Source organism: Limnoglobus roseus, assembly GCF_008254045.1.
In the GTDB taxonomy this organism is placed as follows: Bacteria; Planctomycetota; Planctomycetia; order Gemmatales; family Gemmataceae; genus Limnoglobus; species Limnoglobus roseus.
On the sequence record NZ_CP042425.1, the window covers coordinates 5459637 to 5483413 of the forward strand.

The window sequence follows — 23777 nt, forward strand, 5'->3', positions numbered from 1 at the left end:
AGGTTGAATGGAAGGGCGAGTGGAAACAAGCGAGCCGCGATCGACAGGCTTCGGTCAATCGCGGCTGCTTGCTAAACGACGTTACTTCGGCATCAGCACGGTGTCGATGACGTGGACCACGCCGTTGCTCGCCTTCAGGTCGGTCGCGGTCACCTTCGCGTCGCCGACCGTCACGGTCTTGTCCTTGGCGTGGATCGTGAACTTCGTCCCCGAGAGGGTTTCCACTTCCTTGCCGTCGAGCTTCACGACTTCCGCGGCGCCCCACGTGCCCTTGACGGCGTGGGTCAGCAAGACCTTCTTGAGCAGTTCCTTGTCGCCCTTCACCTTGGCCAGCGTGTCTTTGTCGATCTTCTTGAACGCCTCGTCGGTCGGGGCGAACACGGTCCATTCCCCCTTGCCGCTGAGTGTTTCGGCCAGCCCGGCTTCCTTGACCAGGGCGAGCAGGATGGTGTGGTCCTTGGACCCGGCGATGACCTCGGCGATCGTCTTCGTGTCGTCGGCCCGTGCGGGGGACACGGCCATTGCTAACACCAGGAACGAGGACGCGACCATTGACTTGAACATCACATTGCTCCACGGGCGAAGAGGGATTGGTGCCGGCGTAGAGGCGCCGGTCGCCGAACGGAACCGTCGGACTCGAACGGCCTGATCACTCCAGGCACGTCCATAGCCACAAACAGTCTAGTCGCGGGGCCCCGTGGGATTTCCACAACGAACTCAAAAAAAGATGCTTTGATTTTCTTGGTTGTCACGGGCTGGTTCGTGCGGTTGAACTGCACCCCGAATCAGTTCTCTGTTGCGCATCAAGCCGAACTGTGCGATAAAGCCCCCCCGCACGATGTTGAGTCGCCGGGGCAATATTGGAAGACTCTTCGCGGGGATTCCAATAAGTGTAAGCCCTTTCTGCCACATTTGGCTGCTTCGCGCAACAGAAATTATCCCCCGCCAGAGTCGTCACCGAACGGTTGAACGTCGTCAGTCACGCCTGGCCGTCCGGTCAGGCATTGGGCAACCGCGGGATTCCTGACGGCCCAACGAGAAGAACTCACCGGGAGACCGTGATGCACCCTCGCACGACGGCGGCAACGCTGAACAGGTGCATCGGCAGGGGCGGTTGCCTCGTAACCCTGCTTGGCTTGAGCGGCGGGTGGCTCCATCAGGGGTTATGCGTTCCAGCCAGAAGGGCCGACTCGCCTCCCGGCGGGGAGGGTACTCTTTTGGCTGTCACAACGGGTTCACCATCGGGGTTATCTGGTAGTAAGTAAGAACACACAGTCAACCTGCGGACGCACACGATGGCGAGCGTGGCCGGCATCCTGGCCGAGTTCCAAGCCCGGGCCGTGTACCTGCCGCCGTACAGCCCCGACTTCAACCCCTCGAGCAAGCCTTCGCGCAGCGTGAAGGCCGAACTCCGGCGGCGGGAGATGCGGACGATCGAATCGCTCTGGCCGGCGTTCGGCGCGTCGCTCGACAGGGTGATCGCCGACCAGGCCCACAACTACTTCCAGCACGCCGGTTACTTGCTCGACTGAAACTCAAAGTGCTCTAGTATTACTCCGTTAAAATAATTGCTTGGTGTATTGGCCGTCTCTACGACGTGGGGATGGACGCACGGAAGCTCACCAAGTTGCGGCGGGATTTGACCGCCTTCCTGGACGCGGTCGTCGGCACCCTGGGCAACGCCCGCCGACGGCGGTGGTGCGACGCCTACCTGCGGGGCATCCTGCTCGACGGCCACCGTAAGAGTGTTGAGCCTATGGCCGCCCGCCTCCGGGCCATCGAGCGGGGCGGCGAGGATTACGATCAAGCCCTCCAACAATTCCTCAACCAAAGCCCCTGGGATGCCGACGGCGTTCGCGACGGCCTGCAAGCCTGGATCGCCCGGCAGTTCGGCACGGGCGGCGTGGTCATCATCGACGACACTGGGTTCCCCAAGCAGGGCGCGCACTCCGTCGGCGTCGCCCGACAGTACACCGGCACCCTGGGCAAAGTGGCGAGTTGCCAGGTCGCCGTGACGTTGCAGTTCGCGACGGCCAAGGAGGTCGTCGGCCTGGACGTGCAGTTGTACCTGCCGCAGGCGTGGGCGGACGACGCCGACCGCATGGCTCGGGCCGGCGTCCCGACCGGCGTCGGCTACCAACCGAAGTGGCAGATGGCATTGGCCATGCTCCGGCGGGCGGCGGCCCGCGGGTTCCGCGGCGTCGTACTGGCGGACAGCCTGTTCGGCACGGTAACCGAATTCCGCGAGCAACTGGCGGCCGACGGCCGGACGTACTACGTCGGGATCGACTCGACACTGAAGGTGGTGGCGGCCGACGCCGACCTCGGGGCGGTCCCGCCGGCCGGTCGCACCGGGCGGCCGCCGACCCGACCGGCCGGCGTCCGGGCCGGGGCGAAATCGCCGAGCGCCAAGCAGTGGTCCGTCGAGCGGACCACGGACTTCCGCGCCGTGACGTGGCGGAAGGGGACGAAGGGGAAGATGACCGGCCGGTTCGCCGCCTGGCGGGTCCGGCCGGCGCACAAGCTGTCGAGCGGCCGCGAACCGGGGGCCGCCTGCTGGCTGTTGGCCGAATGGCCGGCGGATGCGGCCGAATCGGCCAAGTACTTCTTCAGCAACTTGCCCGCAGGGGCGAGCCTGAAGCGGTTGGTCGCAACGGCCAAGACTCGCTGGTGGGTGGAACACAGCTACCGGGAATTGAAGGACGAACTGGGCTTGGATCACTTCGAGGGCCGGTCGTGGCGGGGGTGGAATCACCACGCCGTCCTCGTGCTCATGGCGTGCGCGTTCCTGCAGAACCTCCGCCGCACCCGCCGAAAAAAAGTACCGCCGGCCTGACCCTGCCCGTGTTGCGGGAGCAACTGCAGGCACCGCTCGCGTGCTGGTGTGCCCGCTGCCCCCTCTGCCGACAAACGGTGCCCGAACTCCTTCGCAAACGACCGCCATAATTAACGGAGTAATACTAGTCATAAGTTTGCCACGATAATCTTGTAATCATTGATGCAATTCTAATTATGTCCTTCAAAAACCTCGATCGCACTCCGAGTGTTCAGAGATAGATCCCTCTGGGGCTAGCAATCGGTTCAAATACGGCTTCCTGTTGACAGCCTGAAACAGATACCAAGAGCCATAGTAGGTCATGAGTAAGAGTTGATCCGGGATGCCGTATCGGTATCGAATTTGCAGCCGCGGCCGAAAATTTCTCGCGCGGTTGAATACGTAGGTGACTGACGTCATTCCCGGAAAAGTCGCCATTCCCGGAAAAGTCGCGTGGCACTAACCTAAGCGGTTTTCGGCTTTGGCAGTATCGATGCCGGGCAGTGGAGAGTTACGGTGGAAAAGGACGAAAGCTTAAAGATTCTGGTCGTGGACGACCGTGCGGAAAGCCTCCGGGTTCTTGAGGCAGGCTTGGGCGACGAAGGTTTTACGTTCGCCCGCGCGACATCCGGTGAGGAGGCGCTTCAGCAGACGCGTGCCACCGATTTCGCCGTCATCGTTCTCGGCGATCATGTGCGTGGGATTACGGGCATCGAGCTGGCGAAATCCGTTCGGACGGGGAGCTCGTCTCGATCGACGCCGATCATTTTTCTTACCTCTGATGGGAGTTCGTTTCCCGCCGAAGAGGCGTACGCGATCGGAATGACCGATTTCCTCGTAATGCCCACCTCGCCGGTCGCATTACGCGCTAAGGTCGGGGTGTTCGTGGAGCTGTACCGCCGCACACGTGAGGCGGGTGTGGCCACGGCAGAACAGGAAGCGGGGCGGGCGAGGGAGGAGCGCGGACTCTGGCGTACTACGCTCTCGAGCATCGGCGATGCGGTCATTTCCACGGACGTGGAAGGCCGCGTCACGTTCATGAACCCGGTCGCGGAGAAATTGACCGGCTGGCCGGTGAAGGACGCGCAGGGACAGCTACTCACCGAAGTGTTTCGTATCGTGAATGAGTCGACCCGCGAAAAGGTCGATAACCCCGCACTCCGGGCACTGAAGACCGGCCACATCGTCGGCCTTGCGAATCACACCATCCTCTTGGCCCGCGACGGCACCGAATACCCGATCGACGATTCGGCCGCGCCGATCCGCGACGAGACCGGATCCGTCAGCGGCGCGGTACTCGTGTTTCGCGACATTACCGAGCGGAATCACGCCGAGCAAGAGAGGGCGCGACTGGCGGCGATCGTCGAGTCGTCGAACGACGCCATCGTCGGCAAGTCTCTCGACGGCATAGTGCAGACGTGGAACGCGGGGGCCGAGCGGTTGTTCGGCTACTCACCGGCCGAGATGGTCGGGAACTCCATCCGAATTCTACTTCCCCCGGAGCGACGGCACGAGGAAGACGTGATCCTTTCGAAGATCCGCCGGGGGGAGCGGATCGAACAGTTCGAGACGGTGCGGGTTCGAAAGGGCGGGGAGCGGGTTCACGTCTCCGTGAGCATATCCCCGATCCGGGACGGGCACGGCGAGATCGTCGGGGCGTCGAAGACGGCGCGGGACATCACGGAATCAAAAAGAATCGCCCACGCACTGGCCGAGAGTCGCCGCCGGAGCGAGTCCGCACTCCAGGCGGGCGAGGTCGGCACCTACTACTGGGACATCCCCGCCAACCAAGTCAGTGGCGACCGGAATTTCGTAGCGATCTTTGGAGTCCAGCCGAACGAGGCGACCGCACTGCCGGTCGAGCGATTCGTCGCGGCGATTCATGCCGACGATCGCTCGCGGGTGGAAGAAGAAATTGCGCGCACGCTGCGGGACGCGACGCCCTTTCGAAGTGAGTACCGCGTCACCGGGCCTGCCGGGGATCGCTGGGTTCTCGCCCGCGGGGCGGTGGAGCGTGGGGCGTCGGGCGACCCCGTCGGCTGGTCGGGCGTGGTGGTCGACGTCACGGACCGGAAGGTCGCCGAAGCGGCGGTCCGGGCGAGCGACGAGCGGTTCCGGATCGTCGCCCAGGCGACGAACGACGCCGTGTGGGACTGGGACATGCGGACGAACGGCGTCTGGTGGAACGAGGGCGTCGTGAACCTGTTCGGGTACCGGCGGGAGCAGGTCGGCGGCGACGCCACGTGGTGGTACGAGCACATTCACTCCGATGACCGCGACCGGGTCGTCGGCGGGATCCACGCGGTGATCGATCACGGCGGGTCGAGTTGGTCGGACGAGTATCGGTTTTTGAAGGCTGACGGCGGGTACGCGACCGTCCTCGACCGCGGGTACGGCATCCGCGAGGACGGGAAAACCGTCCGGGTCGTCGGCGCGATGCAGGACGTGACCGAGAGGCGTCGCGCCGAAGAGCGGCTCCGGGAGAGCGAGGCGCGGTTCCGGTCGCTGTTCGTCTCGATGGACGAAGGCTACTGCGTGATCGAGCCCGTGTTCGACGCCGCCGACAAGCCGGTCGATTACCGCTACCAGCTGATCAACCCGGCGTTCGAGGCGCACAACGGACTCGTCGACGCGGTCGGGAAGACCGCGCTGGAGGTGATGCCCCACCACGAGACGAGTTGGATCGAGGCCTACGGCAACGTCGCCCTCACCGGCGAACCGTTACGCCGCGTCGACCAGGCGGCCGACCTCGGGCGGTGGTTCGACGTGTCGGCGTTTCGGGTGGGCGCCCCCGGCGCTCGCCAAGTCGCCGTGTTGTTCACGAACGTCACGGACCGTGTGCGCGCGGAGGCGATGCTGCGCGAGAAGGACACGCGGCTCAAATTGATGCTCGACACGGCGTCGGACTACGCCGTCGTCATCTCCGACACGGAGGGCGTCGTCCTCGACTGGCTCGGCGGTGCCGAAGCGATAACGGGGTACGCCGCTTCCGATGTCGTCGGAAAACCCGCCGACGTTTTCTTTACGCCCGAGGACCGCGCGGCCGGGGTGCCGAAGCGAGAAATGGCGACCGCGGCGAGCGCGGGCCGGGCCGAGGACAAGCGGTGGCACCAAAAGAAGGGCGGGGAGCAGTTTTTCGCCGACGGGGTGATGGTCGCCCTGCACGAGGACGGAACGCTGCGCGGTTTTGGGAAGGTGTTCCGCGACGCGACCGCGCGGAAGCGGGCGGACGACGCGGTACAATTCATGGCCACCGCGACCGCGTCCCTCGCCGAGTTAGTTGACTACCAGAGCACGCTCGGGCGCATCGCCAACATGGCCACCGACGTGTTCGCCGATTGGTGCGTGGTCGACATTCTGGACCAAGACGGTGTGCGGAAGCGATTGACGGTCACGGCACCCGAGTCCAAGGAAATTCGTGCGGCGCGCACCGCCGACGCCGCGTTCGCGCCCGACGACGCGACTGCGGGAGTCGTCCCCCACGTCCTCAAGACGGGCCAAGCGGAGGTCGTACCGGAGTTGTCGGCGTTGGATCCGGAGACGGCCCCGCAGGGCAAGGAACGTCTCGACCGGCTAAAGGAGATGGGCGTGCGCTCGTACCTGAGCGTGCCCCTGCTTTCACGCGGGCAGGTTCTCGGTAGCATTACGTTCTTAGCCACTTCTACGCGACGACGGCTCGGTTCCGAGGAGTTGCGGGTCGCTCAGACCTTGGCCGAGCGGGTGACCGTCTCGATCGAAAATGCACAACTTTACCGGGCGCTTCAGGAACAGGACCGCCGAAAGGACGAGTTTCTCGCCACGCTCGCCCATGAACTTCGGAACCCTCTCGCCCCGGTGCGTAACGGGGTGCAGATTCTCCGCGCGGCTGTTCCCCCGGAGCCGCGGCTTTCCCGCACGCTCGGCATGATGGAGCGCCAACTCGGGCAGATGGTCCACCTTGTCGACGACTTGATGGACGTCTCGCGCGTGTCGAGCGGCAAGGTAGCTCTCCGGCGCGAGAGCCTGCCGCTACGCGCGGTCGTGGACGCGGCCGTTGAGATATCGCGGCAACTCATCGAGGCCGCGAGTCACAAGCTCGTCGTGAACCTGCCCGAGGAGCCGATCATCCTCGACGGGGATCAGACGCGGTTGGTGCAGGTGCTCGCCAACTTGCTCAACAACGCGGCGAAGTACACGCCGCACGGCGGGCAGATTTCGCTCTCGGCCCAAGCGGAGGGCGAAGAGGCCGTTATTCGCGTGCTCGACACCGGGGTAGGTATCCCGCCGGACATGCTTCCGAAGGTGTTCGACATGTTCACCCAGGTGGGCACCTCCCTCGAACGGTCCCAGGGCGGGCTCGGCATCGGCCTGACGCTCGTTCGGCGACTCGTCGAGATGCACGGCGGGAGGGTCACCGTCGAGAGCCCTGGCACCGGCAAGGGGAGTACGTTCACCGTCCACCTGCCGCTCGCGACACGAAGCCCGAAGGCGAGCGAGATTGCGGGCGGTGACCCCGGGCCGGAAAAGTCGAAAGCGTCTCTCGACATTCTCGTCGTGGACGACAACCGCGACTCTGCCGAGAGCCTCGGAATGCTATTGGAGATCGGCGGTCACACCGTGAAAACCGCGCACGACGGCCCCGAAGCCCTTCAAATTCTCGCACGGTTTCGGCCCCAGCTCATCCTGCTCGACCTCGGGCTGCCCGGGATGAGCGGGTACGAGATCGCGCGCCGCATCCGCCACAGCATCGAGCTGCGAGGCGTGCGGTTGGTCGCACTGACCGGATGGGGACAGGAAGAAGACCGCAAGCGAACCAAGGAAGCGGGCTTCGATCACCACCTTGTGAAACCGGCGGACCCCGTCGAGGTCAAGAAAATCGTTGACGGTATCAAGTCGTGACCGGAGGCAGGCGTAGTGACGAAGGAATGGGTCGTCTGGAAAGATCGCCGTTCCGCCCGATACGGTTTCGCCTAATCTCGATCAGAATAGCGGCTAGGGCAGTACCGGCACAGAAGGTGCTTGGACGACATATGCTTCGCTTTTCGGGGCCACAATCTCTCGAAGCCTGAGCCGCAACAGTGACCTCCCTGAGGAGGAAAACGTAGCATCGGACCGAAGTATGAATAATCAAATTGACTCCGCCGAACTCGTCCCAACTGGCGTCCCTGGACTCGACGACATTCTTCAAGGGGGACTTCCTAAGGGCCACCTTTACCTGGTTGAGGGTGACGCGGGTGCTGGAAAAACGACTCTCGGTCTCCAGTTTCTCCTCGAAGGGAAGCGGCGCGGCGAAAAGACCCTCTGGATCAGCCTGTCCGAAACCGAGGCTCAACTGCGGGGCACTGCCCTATCTCACAAGTGGGACCTGTCCGGGATCGAATTGAGAAACCTCACACATACCGGCAACGGGGTCCCCGACGGCCAGTACTCCTTCTTCTCGCCCGCGGACATCGAACTCAACGACGTGACGAAGGCCGTCATGGAAGTGGCCGAGGCTGTCCGGCCCGACCGGATCGTGTTCGACCCGTTTTCCGACATCAAGCTTTTGGCCAGAGACCCGCTTCGTTACCGACGACAGGTGCTCGAACTTCGCGAGTACTTCGTCCGCCGGAAGTGTACCGTTCTTCTCATCCAGGAGCGGACTTCCGAAGACTCGTACCGCGACCCGTCGGCGGAGGGTGTGGTTCAAGGAGTCCTCGCACTTTATCAAGCCTCACCGGATTTCGGTCGCCAGCGGCGCAGGTTGCGGGTGCACAAGTTGCGTGGGGTGGCCTTTCGCGAAGGGTTTCACGACGTCAGCATCCTGACCGGCGGCATGCACGTCTACCCGCGTCTGATCGCCGCCGATCACGCCGAGGCCCCGAAGGACGAAGAGGTGTCGACCGGGTTACCGGAATTCGACGCCATGCTCGGCGGCGGGATCGACCGCGGCGCGAGCATCCTCATCATGGGCCCCGCTGGGGTGGGCAAGAGCACCATCTCGAGTCAGCTTTCCGTCTCGACGGTTAAGCGGGGGGAATCAGTCGCCGTGTTCCTGTTCGACGAAACCGAGCGCGCGTACGTCTCCCGGGGCGAGGGGCTCGGCATGGGCGTCAAGGAGCTCATTGAGGGTGGACGCCTCAAGGTGCGCCAGGTCGACCCCGCCGAATTTACCCCAGGCGAATTCGCCCACACGGTTCGCCGCGAGGTCGAGAAGAATGACGTCCGCCTCGTGGTGATTGACAGCCTGAACGGCTACCTGAACGGGATGCCCGACGAGCGACACCTCTCGATGCACCTCCACGAGCTGCTCACGTACCTCAGCTATCAGAACGTCGTGACGGTACTGACGATGAACCAGCACGGATTCATGGGCGATTCCGTCGTGGCTCCGGTCGACGTTTCGTATCTGGCGGACGCCGCACTCTTACTGCGGTACTTCGAGGCCGAAGGCGCGGTACGACGCGCGGCGTCGGTCATGAAACGCCGCTGCGGCCCCCACGAGGTCCACATCCGCGAAATGACCATTACGAACAAGGGGGTACAGATCGGCCGCGTGCTGACCGAATTCCGCGGGGTGCTAACGGGACAGCCGGACTTTACGGGGCAGTCGTCGGGACTCTCCAGGGCGGCGGCGAAGGGGGCTCGGAATGGGTGATTCGTTCGACGACAGCGTACTCGTCTTCGCACCGGGACGGGACGGGGTTCTGACCTGCCAGATTCTGGGCGAGGCCGGAGTGGCCTGCCGGACCGTGTCGTCGGTGGCGACGTTCAACGACGAACTCGGCCGGGGTGTCGGGGCGGCGATCATCGCCGAGGAAAACCTCGACGAGGAATCGGCCTCGCGGATTGCAGCGACCCTCAGAAAGCAGCCAGCGTGGTCAGACATCCCGATCATCCTCGTGGTACGGGACGGCACTACCGGCGCGCGACACAAAGACTTTGCCCCGCTCGGCAACGTGTCGGTACTCGCCCGGCCGATGAATCTGAGCGCCCTCACGACCGCGGTCGAGTCGGCGCTTCGCGCGAGACGGCGGCAGTACGAACTGAGAAAACTGCTGGCCGAGCGAGATTCGGCGGCCCGCCGGAAGGACGAATTTCTTGCCATGCTCGCACACGAGCTGCGGAACCCGCTGGCCCCGGTGCGCACGACGCTTCACGTCCTCAAGCTCCGACACGCCGGGGACCGGGATACGCTCACCGCCGTGGGGGTCGCCGAGCGTTCAATTAAGCATCTGGCCCACTTGATCGACGACCTGCTCGACGTGTCGCGCGTAACGCTCGGAAAGGTCGAAATGCGGCGGGAACACGTTGACGCCGCGAACATCACGCGTCTTGCCGCTGAATCGATGAAGTCGCGGTTCTCCGAGAAACACGTGGCGCTCGATCTCGACGTGCAGTCCTCACTACTGCCCGTCCTCGGCGACGCGGTCCGTCTCGAGCAGGCGATCGTGAACGTCCTCGACAACGCTCTGAAGTTCACGCCGCCCGGGGGCAAGGTCCGCGTCCGGGCTGTCGAAGAGCATGGCAAAGCGGTGTTGGCGGTCGCAGACAGCGGTGCCGGTATTGCGCCCGAGGATCTTCCCCACGTCTTCGAGCTATTCGTCCAGGCCGATCGGTCGCTCGATCGAACGGTCGGCGGCCTCGGAGTTGGACTCACGATTGTCAAAGGCATCGTGGAACTGCACGGCGGCTCGATCACGGTCACTAGTGGGGGACGCGGAGCAGGGACGACGGCCGAACTGCGAATTCCCCTAACCCAAGCGAAGCCGAACCAGTCCATGCCCGAACGCGAGGTCGCGTCCGGCGGGCGGTTGCGCGTCCTCGTCGTCGATGACAATCACGACGGAGCCGACTCCCTTGCTGATTTTTTGTCTATGACCGGATGCGAAGCGAAAACGGCGTACGACGGCGTTCAAGCCCTGGAAGTTTTCAGTGAGTTTCGCCCGGAGGCGGTACTCCTCGACATCGGCCTCCCGCGTCTCAACGGGTTCGAAGTGGCAGAGAAGATTCGCACAATGCCCGGGGGGGAGGGCGTCACGATCATCGCGGTCACCGGGTACGGACGCGACGAGGACCGCGTCCAAGGTCGCGCCGTGGGATTCGATCACCACTTGGTCAAGCCGATCGACTTGACCGCCATCGGGCGACTAATCACTTCCGTGGTCCGCTCGTCTCAGGCCGGGTAGGGCGCACTTTTCAGCTCCACCTCACATCCACTACAAGCTATTTCTCAACCTGTGGCCGGCCAAGATCGCCTGGTCGTAAGATGAACGCTCTTGCGAAACCACCCCGGAAGACGAAATTATGCGTTGCTTCGAGGTCTGGGTCAATGGTCAACGGCTCTATACGGCCGGTCTGCCGTTTCCCGCTCGTTTACACGGTCACTTTCGCGGCTGCCAGCCTGCGCCCGATGACGTACCGTCTGAGGGTGCCGGCGACCACTTCTTCTCTTTTAATGGATCCGATCCCAACGGTGATTGGCTCAACTGGCCGATGCGGAAACTGCAACTGGGCGACGAGGTGACCATCCGGGTCGTCGAGGTGGATGCCCCCGATGAGCCGTCGAGTCGACGCCCGCGAGACGACGCGGAGTTCGAGCGGACGAACCGCCGGATGTACGAGAGGTTGAAGCAGAAGTTCGAGCCCGCCGGTCCGGCGGACACGCCACCCTCATCTGATGGCGGGGTGGAGAAGGGCTAGTTTTTGAAGTCACGCGGGAGGATCCCGGCTATGCCGAGCCAGTGTCGCGAACAGCAACTCTTGGACGCCATGTGGGAACGAGTTCGGCCGTTGCTTCCGACCCGCCGGCCGAACCCGAAGGGCGGTCGCCCGTGGGTGGACGACAAGGCGTGCTTCGCCGGCATCGTGTACCAGCTCCGCAACGCTTGCCGGTGGAATCACCTGCCGGCCTACTTCCCGTCCGGCGTTACCTGCTGGCGGCGGCACCGGGACTGGACGGCGGCCGGTGTGTGGGCGGACGTGCACCGAGTCGTGGTCGGGGAACTGGCCGCCGCCGGCCGGCTCGACTTGCGGGAGTTGTTCCTGGACGCCCCTTTCGCCGAGGATCGCCAAGGGGGGCGTGCGTCGGTCGCACCCGGTGCGGCGTCGGCGTAAAGGTCGCCGTCGTCGTCGACCGCACCGGCGTCCCGATCGGCGTGGCCACCGACGCGGCGAACGTGGCCGAGACGGTCGTCGGGCCGGCCGCTGTGGCAGGCATCCCGGTCGGCGTGCGGCCGCGGTGGGGCCTGCCCCTGGTCGCCGACCGGGCGTACGATTCGGACCCGCTGCGGGCGTACTTCGCCTCCCGTGGGTTCATCCTCATTGCCCCGCACCGGCGCGGGCGGAAGCGGCCGCGGACGAGCGACGGCCGTCGTCTACGACGGTACAAGAGGCGGTGGATCGTAGAGCGGACGTTCGCTTGGCTACACAGCTATCGCCGGGTCGTCACCCGTTTCAAGAAGAAGATCAACCTGTATGACGGCTTCGTTCATTTGGCCTGCGCGTTGATCGCGCTCGGGCGGCTTGTGAAATAGCCTGTAGGTCTGCCCGGTCGTTTCGTGTAAACTGTTCGTACTCCGGAGCAGAATCGACCACGATGCCAATGCGCCCATTTGGGCGAAGTCGGGTTAACGCGTGTACTCGTCCGGGAATGCGCTGGCCACATCCTGTGTGATTCATGAAGTCAAAAGTTGCAGTACTTCGCGGAGAGCCGCAGCCGTCAATCGGTAACACTATTCAACGCGACGCGGCGATTTTGGTCGCCCACTGGGCTGAGCGGGCGAAGGCCGACCAGCCGACCGCCGCGCGCGTGCACCACGACGTACTCATCGACCACATGCCCGTGTTCCTGTGGGAACTCGGGCGAACCCTCGCCGACGACGGCCAGCCGTCGACCCAGGTGGAGCGGGCGGCCGAGGTACACGGCGACCAGCGATGGGAAACCGGGTGGTCACTCGGGGAAGTGGTGCGCGACTACCAAATCCTGCGCGTCGTCCTCGTCGAGTACCTCGAACAAGACCTCAACCGCCCGCTCGCGTCGCGGGAATCGATGGTGCTCAGCGTCGCCATCGACGATGCCATCAGTGCGAGCGTCTCCGCGTACTCTAGTTCACTCGTCAAGGCGGTCGAGCTGGTGACGCCGACCCCGGCGGCGGACGCCCGGCCCGAGGAGTTGTTGACGATCCTGGGGTTGCTGGGGCACGAGCTGAGAAACCCGCTCGCCCCGCTCGGCAACGGGCTCCAGTTACTCAAGGTGGCCGCCGCGAGTCCGGCTCAACTTGAGAAGACACGCCTGCTCATGGAGCGCCAGTTCAACGTCATGACGCGCTTGGTCGATGACATGATGGACGTGCCCCGGCTGGCCCGCGGCAAGCTCTCGCTCCAACGCGACCGCCTCGACCTCACCGCCCTCGTGCGCGAGTGTGCCGAGGACCGGCGGGAGGCGTTGAAGGGTGCGGGTATTCGACTTGCGGTTGACCTTCCGGAAGCCCCAACCTGGACCAGTGGCGACGGGACACGCTTAGCGCAGGCGATCGGCAACCTGCTCACCAACGCTCAGAAGTTCACCGATCACGGCGGAGAGGTGCGGGTGCAACTCGTAGTAGACGAGGGTCGACGCATCGCCGTCGTGAGGGTGAGGGACACCGGCATCGGCATCGAGCCGACCTTTCTGCCGAAGGTCTTCGAGAGCTTCATGCAGGCCGAGCGGAGCGTGAACCGAAGCCGCGGCGGGCTGGGCCTCGGCCTGGCGCTCGTTAAAGGGATTGTCGAGCACCACGGCGGCACCGTCCGGGCGTTGAGCGACGGGGTCGGGAAAGGAGCCGAATTCGTCCTCGACCTGCCGCTCATCGGCCACCTCGATGCGGTCGGACCGCGGGACGCGCAGGCCGCGCCGACGGCTTCGACCGCCCGCCGCATCCTCCTCATCGAAGACAACCGCGACTCGGCCGAGAGTCTGCGGATGTACCTCGAACTGTTCGGCCACGAGGTCGCCGTCGCGCACTCGGGTCCCGAGGGTATGAGTGTGGCCGAACGTTTCCTCCCGGACGTTGTCGTGTGCGACATCGGACTGCCGGGGATGGACGGAATAGACGTGTGCCTCGCGTTACGGGCCGTTCGGCAACTCGCCGACGCCCTCGTCATCGCGCTCACGGGGCACGGCTCGGGATCGACCGGTGACCGGATACAAAGTGCAGGTTTCGATGCCGTGCTATTGAAGCCGATCGACCCGGAGCAGTTGGCCCGGATGGTGGCAGAGTACGCGTAGGACTTCGCAGGGCCGCATAAAAGGACTCGCTCGCCGATTTCAACTCGTGAACAAGCCGGGCGGACAACTCCTGCCGGGGGGGGCGCTGAGGACGTGACCGATGTGGACTCAGCGGCTGGAGAAAGAATTCGCGATGTGAAGGGAGCGATTCGCGGCACCCTTCCTCACCCCCAATCGAGCCCACGTCACAGGACGACCGGGCGGGTACCGCACGAACCATTCGAACGGCCGCGTCCCGCCGAGGACGGAGAACCCGGTGCACGTCGCCACGAACAGCCGGACGGCCTCGTCCCGGCTCGGGTTGAGGACCGTGTACAGGGCCTCGACGCAGGCCATGACCGCCGCCGACGGGTCGGCGACCATGGCGCGGACGCTCCTGTGCCCGCGCCGAAGCTCCACTGGGGGTGGGCAGGCAGTCGAAGTAGCCGGCCTTGGGGATCCCGGAGTACGTGACAACTCCCGATCTTCGAGAAGGCCGTTTGATAATCATCCGATCTTGTCACCGGCAGTCGTATCGGGTGGATCTCACCGCTCGCCCGTGACCCGGCATGGCCCGAGGGCTGAACCGGACGAGGGCGTTGGCGGAGAGTACCGTGCGGATTGGGTTACGCCTTAAAGGTTACCGCCGGTAGTACCTGGCCCTGTCATGGATCACTGCGGGCGGCGCGATGTGGCCCATGCTTCGGTACGGTCGTGGCCCACGATCCCGGCTGGGCACCTCTTCGTACTACGGACGTCCGCATGGCCGCCGGGCAGGCTGTCTCCGGTTGCTCCTGCGGGAGTTGCTCCCGGAACTGGACTTAGCGATGCGGGCCGAGCGGCACCCCGGAACCCGGCTGGAGTTGGCGTTCTCAGCGGCCGAGACCCTGGCTGACGAGCATCGGACTGCGGAACATGCTCGGCGTCGTAAATTCGCTCCGTCTTTCGGCACTCCTTCAGAGGTCCGAGGGGTTCAACAACGAGGTGTGGGGCACGGGGAGTAAACCCGATCGTCGCTGAGAACAGTGGCGTCGTCCGCTCCGACAGCCTGCCGCGGCAGGGGCTGCCGACGCCAGCGGTCGTCATCTCGGCGAACGGGCTGTCCGTCCCGGCACGCCGATGTTCGCGAAGACGTGCCATTCGCCAGTATGCTGGTTGTAGCCGGTGAACCAGTTCCCCCCGACCGGCGGCGGGTTGATCCCGGGATCTTGAACAGCTCGCTGCGAGTATAGGACCGACCGATCTGGTGAAGAGGACTCGCAGCTCAGCTCCGCTAGTGGTTTCCAGTTTCCAGGCTGCAGGTGGGGACGTTCGAAGTTTAGCATGCCCAGCTTTTCAAAAGTGCGGTCACTGGCTGCGGTTCGCGACCGAGTTGGCTCGCCGCACCGCGAACCGCGCGGGCGGCGTTCGTGCCGGTGATGGTCGTTGCGGCGGCACGAACGCCGGCGCCCCTCGAAGACCGTTGTCGGTCGGGTCCCATCGCGACCGTGCCCGTCGCGGACGCGGTCAGGCTCCGCGTACTCTTCCAAGCCTTGGCCGACTTCGAAGGGGGGCCGTGCTGAACCTGCCGTCGCAACGAACTTCCTCGGCCTGGAGCCGGGGCTCACGACGTGAACTCGCTCAAAGCACCGCTCCCGGATACCGCACGGCGTCGTTCGCGTCCGTTAACCAAGCTGGCCGAGCAACGGGTTCGCAGACCCAAACCCGTTCCAAGATAGCCCCGGTCGACAGTCGGCAAAGTCGAGGGACGTGGTCCGGGTCGAAATCGCGGCAAGCGACGACGGCCATCATGTTCATCAAGTAGTCGTCGGTCTCGCGGAGGAGTTCGTCCAAGAATGCCCAGAGGCACGGGCACCGACCCGACACCCGGCTGGCGGCGTCCAGTTGGTCGAAGATCAGCACTCACGCCCCGCCGGAGGCAACGCCCGTTGCCCGCTCGGGTCGGCGGCGGCGGCATCGCCGGGATCAGGCTGACCCCTTGCCCCAACCGCACCAATTTCAGCACCGTCGTGAGATGGTGCGGGCCGTCACCACCGGGGAGGCGTTGCGGCGGGCGCACAGCGCGAGGGCGGTGTCGGTTAGGCAGTGGGCCTCGTTCAGCAGGATAAACCACTCGGCGGACAGCGCGTTCACCCTGACCCGCGGCTTCGACGCCCGAGCGTGGGCCGCCGGCACGACGGCCAGCAACTCTTCCGTGAGCAGAGGCTCGAAGTGCAAGTCGTCGTGTCAAAGGGGGCAGGGCGGCGACGAGCACGTCAGCTTCGCCCGCTCGGTCGTCTCCTCGATGACCTCCCCCTCCGACTCGGGGCACGCCTCGGCCAACGCGGCCAGCACCTTCGGCAGCAGGTACGGGGCGACGGTGGGGATCGCGGCCGCCACCACGCGGCCGGCATCCGGGCCGGTGGTGAGCATGGACCGGGTCTCGTCCGCCAACTTCACGATGTGGAAGGCCCGGTCGCGGAGCTTTTCCCCGGCCTCGGTCAGCCGCACGCCCCGCCCCAGCCGCGGAGCTTTTCCCCGGCCTCGGTCAGCCGCACGCCCCGCCCCAGCCGCTCGAACAGCGGCTTGCCCGCTTCCTCTTCTAGCTTGACGATGGCCTGACTGAGCGACGGCTGCGACACCCCGCACGCCTCCGCGGCGCGTGTGAAGTGGCCCAACTCGGCCACCTTGGCGAAGTACCGGAGCTGGTGCAGTTCCATTCGTTCTGCCTATCGGACGGATAGGAATTATGTCTTGGCCCAATTGTAGTCGGGTGCGTACGCTGGCGGTAGTTCGGGCGATCCGTTCGCCCGAACCTACCCCTCCCGTGGAGGTCGAATCCCATGTTCCGCAAGTTGCTCCTCGCCGCCGGTGCTGTCACCGCGGGCGCGGCCGTCGCCGCCGACCCGCCCGCCGCGCCCCAACCCGACGCCGCCAAGTGCCCGGTCATCGACGTGACCCCGCGGCCCGCGGCCGAGCGGACCACCGCCGCCGGCGGGTACTCCAACCGCGACTGGTGGCCGAACCAGTTGAACCTGAAAATCCTGGCGCAAAACTCGGCCAAGTCCGACCCGATGGGCCAGGACTTCAACTACGCCGACGAGTTCAAGAAGCTCGACCTGGCGGCCGTGAAGAAGGACATCAAGGAACTGCTCACCACCTCCCAGGACTGGTGGCCGGCCGACTACGGGAACTACGGCCCGCAGATGATCCGCATGGCGTGGCACAGCGCCGGCACCTACCGAGTGCAGGACGGCCGCGGCGGGGCGGGGTACGGCACCCAGCGGTTCGCCCCGCTGAACAGTTGGCCGGACAACATCAACATCGACAAGTCTCGCCGCCTGCTCTGGCCCATCAAGCAGAAGTACGGGAAGCGGATCTCGTGGGCGGACCTGTTGGTCCTGACCGGGAACGTGGCCCTCGAAACGATGGGGTTCAAGACGTTCGGGTTCGCCGGCGGGCGGGAGGACGTGTGGGAGCCGCAGGAGGATATCTTCTGGGGGCCGGAGACGAAGTGGCTGGGCGACAAGCGGTTCGCCGACGGGGAGTTGCAGAAGCCGCTCGGGGCGACCCAGATGGGGCTGATCTACGTCAACCCGGAAGGGCCGAACGGTAACGGCGACCCGGCGGCGGCGGCCAAGCACATCCGCGAGGCGTTCGGCCGCATGGCCATGAACGACGAGGAGACGGTCGCCCTGATCGCCGGCGGGCACACGTTCGGCAAGGCCCACGGGGCCGGCCCGGCGACGAACGTCGGCCCGGAGCCGGAAGGGGCGCCGATCGACGCGATGGGCCTGGGCTGGCTGAGCAAGTTCAAATCGGGCAAGGGCGCGGACACCATTTCGAGCGGGCTGGAAGGCGCCTGGACCCGCACCCCGGCGCAGTGGTCGCATGACTACTTCGACCACTTGTTCAAGTTCGACTGGGTGGAGACGAAAAGCCCGGCCGGGGCGAAGCAGTGGGTGCCGAAGGACGGCGGCGGGAAAGACCTGGTGCCGGACGCCCACCTGAAGGGGGTGAAGCACCAGCCGATCATGTTCACCACCGACGTCGCCCTGAAGACCGACCCGGCGTACGCCAAGGTCGCCAAGCGGTTCCACGAGCACCCGAAGGAGTTCGAGGAGGCGTTCGCCAAGGCGTGGTACAAGCTGACGCACCGCGACATGGGTCCGGTCAGCCGGCTGCTCGGGCCGGAAGTGGCCAAGCCGCAACTGTGGCAAGACCCGGTCCCGGCCGCCGACTACAAGACGATCGACGACGCGGACGTGGCCGCCCTGAAGGCGAAACTGCTCGACAGCGGGCTGAGCGTGTCGCAACTGGTGGGCACCGCGTGGGCGTCGGCCTCGACGTTCCGCGGCACCGACAAGCGGGGCGGGGCGAACGGCGCCCGCATCCGGTTGGCCCCGATGAAGGACTGGCCGGTGAACAACCCGCCGGAACTGGCGAAGGTGCTGGCCGTCCTGGAAAAGGTGCAGCAGGACTTCAACGCGACCGCGAAGGACGGCAAGAAGGTGTCGCTGGCGGACGTGATCGTGTTGGGCGGGTGTGCGGGCGTTGAGAAGGCCGCGAAGGCCGGCGGGCACGACGTCCCGGTGCCGTTCTCGCCGGGTCGCACCGACGCCACCCAGGAGATGACCGACGTGGCGTCGGTCGGCTACCTGGAGCCGACGGGCGACGGGTTCCGCAACTTCTTCGCTAAGAAGAACGACCGCCCGGCCGAGGAGCAGTTGCTCGACCGCGCCCACCGCCTCACGCTGACCGCCCCGGAAATGACCGTGCTCGTCGGCGGCCTGCGGGTGCTGAAGACGAACACCGCGTTCCCGGAGATGGGCGTGTTCACGAAGCGGCCGGAATTCCTGACCAACGACTTCTTCGTGAACCTGCTCGACGTCAACACCGAGTGGAAGAAGTCGGCCGTGTGCGACCACTTCTTCGAGGGGAAGGGCAAGAAGGGCGAGGCGTGGACGGCCAGCCGCGTGGACCTGATCTTCGGGTCGAACTCGCAGCTGCGTGCCGTCGCCGAGGTGTACGCCAGCGAGGACGCGAAGGGCAAGTTCGTGACGGACTTCGTGGCGGCGTGGAACAAGGTGATGAACCTGGACCGGTTCGACCTCGGACCGGCCGCCCGAACCGGCGCGAAGGCGGTGGCCAACAAGTGACCGCCGGCCGTGACGAGAGCCTACGTTGACGTTCTTGCACTTGTAAGCGAGGCGCGGCGTCCGTTGCGACGCCGCGCCAGCCGACCATTCCCCTCGCTATCGGTAGGGGAATGGGTCGCCCGACATCTTGCCTACTCCGGTCACGACCGAGTTGGCTCGGCCGCCGCACTGCTACGTCGTCCCCTCCCGCCCCGCTGGAGGTGGCCGCGTGGGTCTGACCAGATGCCGATCACATCGGCAACCCGCCGGAGGAAACGGACCACTCCCCGGTACCCGCCACCGAACGCCCGCGACGAGTTCTACGGCTTGACGGACGGCATCGGGTTGTGGGTGTTCGGCCTGATCTGGTCGTCCGTGTCGCTGCCCGCCTACATGCAGGCGACCGCCGGCAAAAAGCCACCGTCGCTTGCGAATGGCGGGAAGAGTGCCAGCCACGTCTGGAGGGACGAAGAGGTGTAGATCGAGACCCTCACCGACCGCGGCCAATGCCGCGGCACCCGCGGAGCCGGGTTGGCCCCCTGGACGGCCGGCGGCTGGCCCATTTCCATGATGGTCGTCTGCATGAACCCGAGGGCAATACGTCCCCGCGGACGCCGCCCATGGCGATGCGGTTGCCGACGTTGAACGTCTTCCGCCGCAGGATGACGAAGTACCCGGCGATGGCCGTCACCACCTTCTGGAGCGCGAACGCCAGCCCGGCCGACACGAGGCCGAGGGCGGTGGTGAGTGTGGTCGGGTCGTCGAACCAGATGGACGCGATGCCGAAGAGGAGGAACGCACCGCCGAACAGGTTGATGCCCTGCCGTGTCCAGAACGCCGTGCGGGCGTTCTCGTTGCCCTTCAAGAGGGCGGCCGCAACCCGCCGCAACGCCCACGCCAGGAGCAACAGGAGGACGACGAACGCGACGGTGAACAGCACCTTCTTACCGTTGTCCGCGTTCACCCCGACGAGGCGGACGTCGAACAAATACACCGCCCGCTGCGGCCCTTCGGTGCGAAGGAACTCGCCCATCAGTCGGCTCCGGTGCAATTGCGGATCGCGGTGCGGTCGTCCGGCTCGGGCAACTCGTCGGCGGCCCGGCGGACTTGTTCGGCGTGTCGGCCGACGGCTTCTCGGTCGGCCGGCCGCGTTGCCGCCGCCGCGACGGTCGCGAAGGCGTCCGCCAGACTCGCCAGGACGAGCGGACTACCCCGGCCGTGGTGGCGGATCGGGTCGAAGGCGGCGGCTAGCAGTTCCGGGAACGTCGGCCGGCGGGCGTACACCCGCGGCCGGCCGTCCGCCCCGGACCGCCACGGCGACGGCAGCCGCCGCGCGGCCAGGTCGGCGAAGACCAGCGCGAGGCGGTCCACGCACTCGACGGCCGTGAACGGGTCGTTGATGTCGCGAACCGCGATCTCGGTCAGTTGCAACAGTTCGTACTCGAAATCCTGATCGGTCGTCCGCCGCGGGCCGACCGCGACCGCCGTGCCGACCGCGGTCGCCGCCGCGTCGACCGCCCGGCCGGCGGCCGCGTCGATCCAGGCGACGACGCCACCGCAGGCCACGTGCCGGCCCGGCGACAGCGGCAGGAACACCGTCAGATCGTGCTCCTCGGCCACGCGCTGCACCGTGTCCGCGTCCACGGACGTGACGTACCCGCCGACCGCGGCCCGGACCGGGCGGGCCGTCGCAGGCGGGTCGCCGCCGGGCGTCGCGGCCGCCGGCACGGGCTGGCCGACCTCGTCGGGGTACAGGTGGTCCATGGCCGACGCCAGGTTTTTGCCGACCCGCTCGATCACCCGCGACACCTGAATCGATACGGCCGCGTGGTGGATGTAGTAGATGAGCACGCCGAGGCTGAGCAGGGCGAGGGCGACGCCGCCGGTGACGCCGAGTTCGGGCACGAACGCGGCCCCCTCCGTGCCATTGACCGTCCGCAGGACGAGCAGGCAGTAGACGAACGTGGCCACGAACGTACCGAGGACGAACTGGTTGCTGCGGTCGCGGGTGAAGTTGCGGATCAGCCGCGGGCCGAACTGCTGGGACGCCAGGGTGAGGGCCACCATGGTGATCGAGAACACGGTGCCGGCGACCGAGATCATCGACGACGCGATGGCCCCCAGGACGCCCCTCGCCCCGTCCGGCCCGCCGTGGTACGTCCACCCGAACAGGTGGCGGTCGGGGTCAGCGACCGTCCGGTCGAGGGCCACGGCCCCCATTGCCAGGCCGGCGGCGGCCAGCGTCATCCACGCCGGCAGGAACCAGAAGCTGCCCCGCAGCGACGCCCACCACGACCGCAGTCGGTTGCTCATGTGTGCTCCTTCCGTTCGGTCTGCGGCAGCCACCGGCGGACGAGCGGCCCGACGGTCAGCCCCTGGGCGAGGACCGAGAAGGTCACCACCACGTAAGTCATGGCGATCACCGCGTCCCGCTCCGGCACCGGCGTGCCGCCAGTGTCGACCGGCACCGACAGGGCCATGGCCACCGAGATGCCGCCGCGGAGGCCGCCCCACGTCAGGATCGGGACCGTGTACGGCTCGAACGGGTACCGCCGCCGCAGCAGACCGACGGGCAGGGCGACCGACGCCAGCCGAGCCAGCAAGACGACCCCGACGGCAGCGAGGCCGGCGGCGAGCAGCGTGCCGGTGAACGTCAGCACAAGCACTTCCAGGCCGATGAGCACGAACAGGACGGCGTTGAGCACCTCGTCCACCAACTCCCAGAACTGGTCGAGCCGGTTCACGGTCGTCGGCGACATGGCGTACGCCCGGCCGGGGTTGCCGACGAACAGCCCGGCCAGCACGACGGCGATCGGGGCCGAGAGGTGCAGGTGCTCGGCGGCCGCGTAGCAGCCGGCCACCACAGCCAGGGACAGCAGCACCTCGACTTGGTAGTTGTCCACCGACTTAAACAGCCGGTACGCGACGTACCCGACGGCCAGCCCGAACACCGCCCCGCCGCCCGCCTCCCGCAGGAAGTGGCCGGCGACCGTGACGAGAGAAGCGTCCTCCCCGCCGGTGGCGACGCCGAGGACGGCCAGGAAGACGACCACGCCGACGCCGTCGTTGAACAGCGACTCGCCGGCGATCTTCACTTCCAGGGCTTCCGGGGCGTGCAAGTCCTTGAGCAGGCCGAGGACGGCGATCGGGTCGGTCGGCGAGATGAGCGCGCCGAACAGCAGGCAGTAGGCAAACCGGGCGTCAATGCCCAGGGCGTGCAGGACGAGCCACGTCAGCCCGCCGACGACGGCCGTGGAGATGACGACGCCGGCGGTGGCCAGCACCAGCACCGGCACCGTCCACCGGGACAGGGCTCGCAGGTCGACGTGCAACGCCCCGGCGAACAGCATGAACCCGAGGATGCCGTGCAGGACGGCCTCGTTGAAGTTGATTTGTGCGACGAACGCCTTGGCGGCAGCCGGCAGGGCCGGCACGAACTGGCCGGCCACGACCACGCCGGCGGCGGCCAGGAGCGTGAGGGCCATGAGGCCGATGGACGTGGGCAGTTTCAGCAGGCGGTGGTTGAGGTAGCTGAAGCCTGCGGACAGCACCAGCAAGGCGGCCACGAGGTCGAACGTCCGCATTCCGTACTCCGGGGGGGCCGCTACCGGCCGACGAGCCGGTCGAGCGGGATGGGCCGCAGGTTCTGGGCGTCCTCCTCCTTAGCCAATATCGTGCCGCCGCCGGGCAGTGCCCACGCGTACCGCTTGTCCGAGAAGTCCCGGTCGTCCCACGGCGGCGGGTCGTTCACGTCCCGCATCTTGTCGATCATGGCCGCCACCCGTGCCGGCAGGGCCGCGTCGTCGAGCAGGTTCTTCGTCGGCAACGCCACGCCGCGGAAGGTGGTTTCCTTCCGGTTGAGGGCCTGCAACTGGTCGGCCAGTTTCTCCTGGGCCTCGTCCTGGTCAGCCCGGATCAGGCCGACGTACGTGCCGCCCTTGGCGGTGGCCCGCTTCAGGCAGTCGAGCAGCGGGACCGGCCGGCGGTCGAGGGCCGTCGCCGGCTCGACCCACACGCACCCGCGGACGTCCCGCCCCTCCGGCGTCGGGGCCAGTCGGGTCACCAGCCCGCCGGTCACCCGGTGGCGGCTCCACTCGGTCGCCGCCCACAACGCCCCGACGCTCGCCCCCTCGCCGAAGCCGACCACGAACAACTGGCCGGAGTTGCACTCGCCGGTGTCGTTGCGGCGGTCGAGGAACGCCCGCGCGGCGGCCACGTCGTTCACGAGCGCCCGCCGGTAGCCGGGCCGGAAGTCCTGCCAGTCGACCTCCTCCGGCACCGTCTTGCCGGTGTACCCGCGGACGAGGCGGCGGTTCGTCGGGTCGTCCCAGAAGTCCTCGGTCACGACGGTACTCGCCCCGTGCCCGCGGAAGTCGAAGCAGAGCGTCGCGCACCCCTGCTTGTGCAACGCGGCCGCAACGGCGTCGCACGTCTTCGGCCGCCGGCCGTCGCCGATTCCGTCGAGGATGAGCACGCCCGGCGACTTGTTGCCGAGCGGACCGGGTTGGTAGCGGCCGACGAGTTCGACCCCGTCGGCCGTGCGGATGGCCACCCGGCGGGCGTCGGCGGCCGAGGCGTTCGCCCCGACGGTCAGCAACACCAGCACGGCGGCCGAAAAGGTGTTCGTTCGCATGGCGTT

General features: G+C 66.3%; 20 protein-coding genes and 2 pseudogenes. 12 read left to right on the plus strand and 10 right to left on the minus strand.

The window, feature by feature from the left end; translation table 11 throughout:
- Positions 1–81 precede the first annotated feature (81 nt).
- Positions 82–564, minus strand: coding sequence for a fasciclin domain-containing protein (locus tag PX52LOC_RS23060; protein ID WP_149112301.1), 483 nt, complete (start codon positions 562–564; stop codon positions 82–84).
- Positions 565–1280: 716 nt separating this feature from the next.
- On the opposite strand from PX52LOC_RS23060, the gene PX52LOC_RS23065 reads away from it, so the two are divergent.
- The 10 genes and pseudogenes from PX52LOC_RS23065 to PX52LOC_RS23100 all read left to right on the plus strand — a co-directional run bounded on the left by PX52LOC_RS23065 (position 1281) and on the right by PX52LOC_RS23100 (position 14042).
- Positions 1281–1532, plus strand: a complete 252-nt coding sequence (locus tag PX52LOC_RS23065) for a transposase (RefSeq protein ID WP_261368420.1) — start codon at positions 1281–1283, stop codon at positions 1530–1532.
- Between the two features lie 71 nt (positions 1533–1603).
- A complete protein-coding gene (locus PX52LOC_RS23070; protein WP_149112303.1) occupies positions 1604–2836 on the plus strand; it encodes an IS701 family transposase in 1233 nt (410 codons plus the stop codon).
- Between the two features lie 528 nt (positions 2837–3364).
- Positions 3365–3631 (plus strand): annotated as a pseudogene (locus PX52LOC_RS44045) (response regulator); the annotation flags it as partial.
- Between the two features lie 102 nt (positions 3632–3733).
- Positions 3734–7693: a PAS domain-containing hybrid sensor histidine kinase/response regulator gene (locus PX52LOC_RS41695; protein WP_246173447.1), complete on the plus strand. Its 3960-nt coding sequence runs from the start codon at positions 3734–3736 to the stop codon at positions 7691–7693.
- A 220-nt stretch (positions 7694–7913) separates the two neighbouring features.
- Positions 7914–9431: an ATPase domain-containing protein gene (locus tag PX52LOC_RS23080; protein ID WP_149112305.1), complete on the plus strand. Its 1518-nt coding sequence runs from the start codon at positions 7914–7916 to the stop codon at positions 9429–9431.
- Positions 9424–10962 (plus strand): ATP-binding response regulator, encoded by a 1539-nt coding sequence (locus PX52LOC_RS23085; protein WP_149112306.1) that lies wholly within the window; start codon positions 9424–9426, stop codon positions 10960–10962. Before PX52LOC_RS23080 ends, PX52LOC_RS23085 begins: the two co-directional genes overlap by 8 nt.
- 118 nt (positions 10963–11080) lie before the next feature.
- Positions 11081–11476, plus strand: coding sequence for a hypothetical protein (locus PX52LOC_RS23090; protein WP_149112307.1), 396 nt, complete (start codon positions 11081–11083; stop codon positions 11474–11476).
- A gap of 30 nt (positions 11477–11506) precedes the next feature.
- Positions 11507–11890 carry a transposase gene (locus PX52LOC_RS42035; RefSeq protein ID WP_218575139.1) on the plus strand — a complete coding sequence of 128 codons (384 nt, stop codon included), beginning with the start codon at positions 11507–11509 and terminating at the stop codon, positions 11888–11890.
- An 11-nt stretch (positions 11891–11901) separates the two neighbouring features.
- Positions 11902–12309: pseudogene (locus PX52LOC_RS23095) on the plus strand (transposase); the annotation flags it as partial.
- A 221-nt stretch (positions 12310–12530) separates the two neighbouring features.
- Complete coding sequence (locus PX52LOC_RS23100) at positions 12531–14042, plus strand: ATP-binding response regulator (protein ID WP_168219158.1); 1512 nt, start codon at positions 12531–12533, stop codon at positions 14040–14042.
- Positions 14043–14150: 108 nt separating this feature from the next.
- Here PX52LOC_RS23100 and PX52LOC_RS23105 read toward each other — a convergent pair whose 3' ends face one another.
- The 5 genes from PX52LOC_RS23105 to PX52LOC_RS43425 form a co-directional block, all read right to left on the minus strand.
- Positions 14151–14405, minus strand: coding sequence for a hypothetical protein (locus tag PX52LOC_RS23105; RefSeq protein WP_149112310.1), 255 nt, complete (start codon positions 14403–14405; stop codon positions 14151–14153).
- Positions 14406–15641: 1236 nt separating this feature from the next.
- Entirely contained in the window at positions 15642–15923 is a 282-nt protein-coding gene (locus PX52LOC_RS23110) for a hypothetical protein (protein WP_149112311.1), read from the minus strand.
- Between the two features lie 96 nt (positions 15924–16019).
- Positions 16020–16238, minus strand: a complete 219-nt coding sequence (locus PX52LOC_RS23115) for a LysR substrate-binding domain-containing protein (protein ID WP_149112312.1) — start codon at positions 16236–16238, stop codon at positions 16020–16022.
- A gap of 9 nt (positions 16239–16247) precedes the next feature.
- A complete protein-coding gene (locus tag PX52LOC_RS41700; RefSeq protein ID WP_149112313.1) occupies positions 16248–16511 on the minus strand; it encodes a hypothetical protein in 264 nt (87 codons plus the stop codon).
- Entirely contained in the window at positions 16502–16720 is a 219-nt protein-coding gene (locus PX52LOC_RS43425) for a LysR family transcriptional regulator (protein ID WP_149112314.1), read from the minus strand. The genes PX52LOC_RS41700 and PX52LOC_RS43425 overlap by 10 nt, the downstream gene beginning before the upstream one ends.
- A 123-nt stretch (positions 16721–16843) precedes the next feature.
- Here PX52LOC_RS43425 and katG point away from each other — a divergent pair, with 123 nt between their 5' ends.
- Complete coding sequence (katG, locus tag PX52LOC_RS23130; protein ID WP_149112315.1) at positions 16844–19159, plus strand: catalase/peroxidase HPI; 2316 nt, start codon at positions 16844–16846, stop codon at positions 19157–19159.
- Positions 19160–19381: 222 nt separating this feature from the next.
- Entirely contained in the window at positions 19382–19618 is a 237-nt protein-coding gene (locus PX52LOC_RS40885; protein ID WP_168218712.1) for a hypothetical protein, read from the plus strand.
- A 10-nt stretch (positions 19619–19628) separates the two neighbouring features.
- Here PX52LOC_RS40885 and PX52LOC_RS23135 read toward each other — a convergent pair whose 3' ends face one another.
- From PX52LOC_RS23135 to PX52LOC_RS23150, 4 genes are read right to left on the minus strand one after another with little or no spacing between them, the layout of a single operon-like run.
- Positions 19629–20171 (minus strand): mechanosensitive ion channel family protein, encoded by a 543-nt coding sequence (locus PX52LOC_RS23135; RefSeq protein ID WP_218575140.1) that lies wholly within the window; start codon positions 20169–20171, stop codon positions 19629–19631.
- Positions 20171–21451 carry a DUF2254 domain-containing protein gene (locus PX52LOC_RS23140; RefSeq protein ID WP_149112316.1) on the minus strand — a complete coding sequence of 427 codons (1281 nt, stop codon included), beginning with the start codon at positions 21449–21451 and terminating at the stop codon, positions 20171–20173. The genes PX52LOC_RS23135 and PX52LOC_RS23140 overlap by 1 nt, the downstream gene beginning before the upstream one ends.
- Complete coding sequence (locus PX52LOC_RS23145) at positions 21448–22722, minus strand: cation:proton antiporter (protein ID WP_149112317.1); 1275 nt, start codon at positions 22720–22722, stop codon at positions 21448–21450. Before PX52LOC_RS23145 ends, PX52LOC_RS23140 begins: the two co-directional genes overlap by 4 nt.
- Positions 22723–22742: 20 nt before the next feature.
- Positions 22743–23771 carry an alpha/beta hydrolase gene (locus PX52LOC_RS23150; RefSeq protein WP_149112318.1) on the minus strand — a complete coding sequence of 343 codons (1029 nt, stop codon included), beginning with the start codon at positions 23769–23771 and terminating at the stop codon, positions 22743–22745.
- Positions 23772–23777: the final 6 nt, after the last annotated feature.

Bases quoted from the DNA above. Each gene is read 5' to 3' on its own strand.
- PX52LOC_RS23060 (WP_149112301.1), bottom strand. From the start codon at position 564: ATGTTCAAGTCAATGGTCGCGTCCTCGTTCCTGGTGTTAGCAATGGCC.
- PX52LOC_RS23070 (WP_149112303.1), top strand. From the start codon at position 1,604: ATGGACGCACGGAAGCTCACCAAGTTGCGGCGGGATTTGACCGCCTTC.
- PX52LOC_RS23080 (WP_149112305.1), top strand. From the start codon at position 7,914: ATGAATAATCAAATTGACTCCGCCGAACTCGTCCCAACTGGCGTCCCT.
- PX52LOC_RS23085 (WP_149112306.1), top strand. From the start codon at position 9,424: ATGGGTGATTCGTTCGACGACAGCGTACTCGTCTTCGCACCGGGACGG.
- PX52LOC_RS23090 (WP_149112307.1), top strand. From the start codon at position 11,081: ATGCGTTGCTTCGAGGTCTGGGTCAATGGTCAACGGCTCTATACGGCC.
- PX52LOC_RS42035 (WP_218575139.1), top strand. From the start codon at position 11,507: ATGCCGAGCCAGTGTCGCGAACAGCAACTCTTGGACGCCATGTGGGAA.
- PX52LOC_RS23105 (WP_149112310.1), bottom strand. From the start codon at position 14,405: ATGGTCGCCGACCCGTCGGCGGCGGTCATGGCCTGCGTCGAGGCCCTG.
- PX52LOC_RS43425 (WP_149112314.1), bottom strand. From the start codon at position 16,720: ATGGAACTGCACCAGCTCCGGTACTTCGCCAAGGTGGCCGAGTTGGGC.
- katG (WP_149112315.1), top strand. From the start codon at position 16,844: ATGTTCCGCAAGTTGCTCCTCGCCGCCGGTGCTGTCACCGCGGGCGCG.
- PX52LOC_RS40885 (WP_168218712.1), top strand. From the start codon at position 19,382: ATGCCGATCACATCGGCAACCCGCCGGAGGAAACGGACCACTCCCCGG.
- PX52LOC_RS23135 (WP_218575140.1), bottom strand. From the start codon at position 20,171: ATGGGCGAGTTCCTTCGCACCGAAGGGCCGCAGCGGGCGGTGTATTTG.
- PX52LOC_RS23140 (WP_149112316.1), bottom strand. From the start codon at position 21,451: ATGAGCAACCGACTGCGGTCGTGGTGGGCGTCGCTGCGGGGCAGCTTC.
- PX52LOC_RS23145 (WP_149112317.1), bottom strand. From the start codon at position 22,722: ATGCGGACGTTCGACCTCGTGGCCGCCTTGCTGGTGCTGTCCGCAGGC.
- PX52LOC_RS23150 (WP_149112318.1), bottom strand. From the start codon at position 23,771: ATGCGAACGAACACCTTTTCGGCCGCCGTGCTGGTGTTGCTGACCGTC.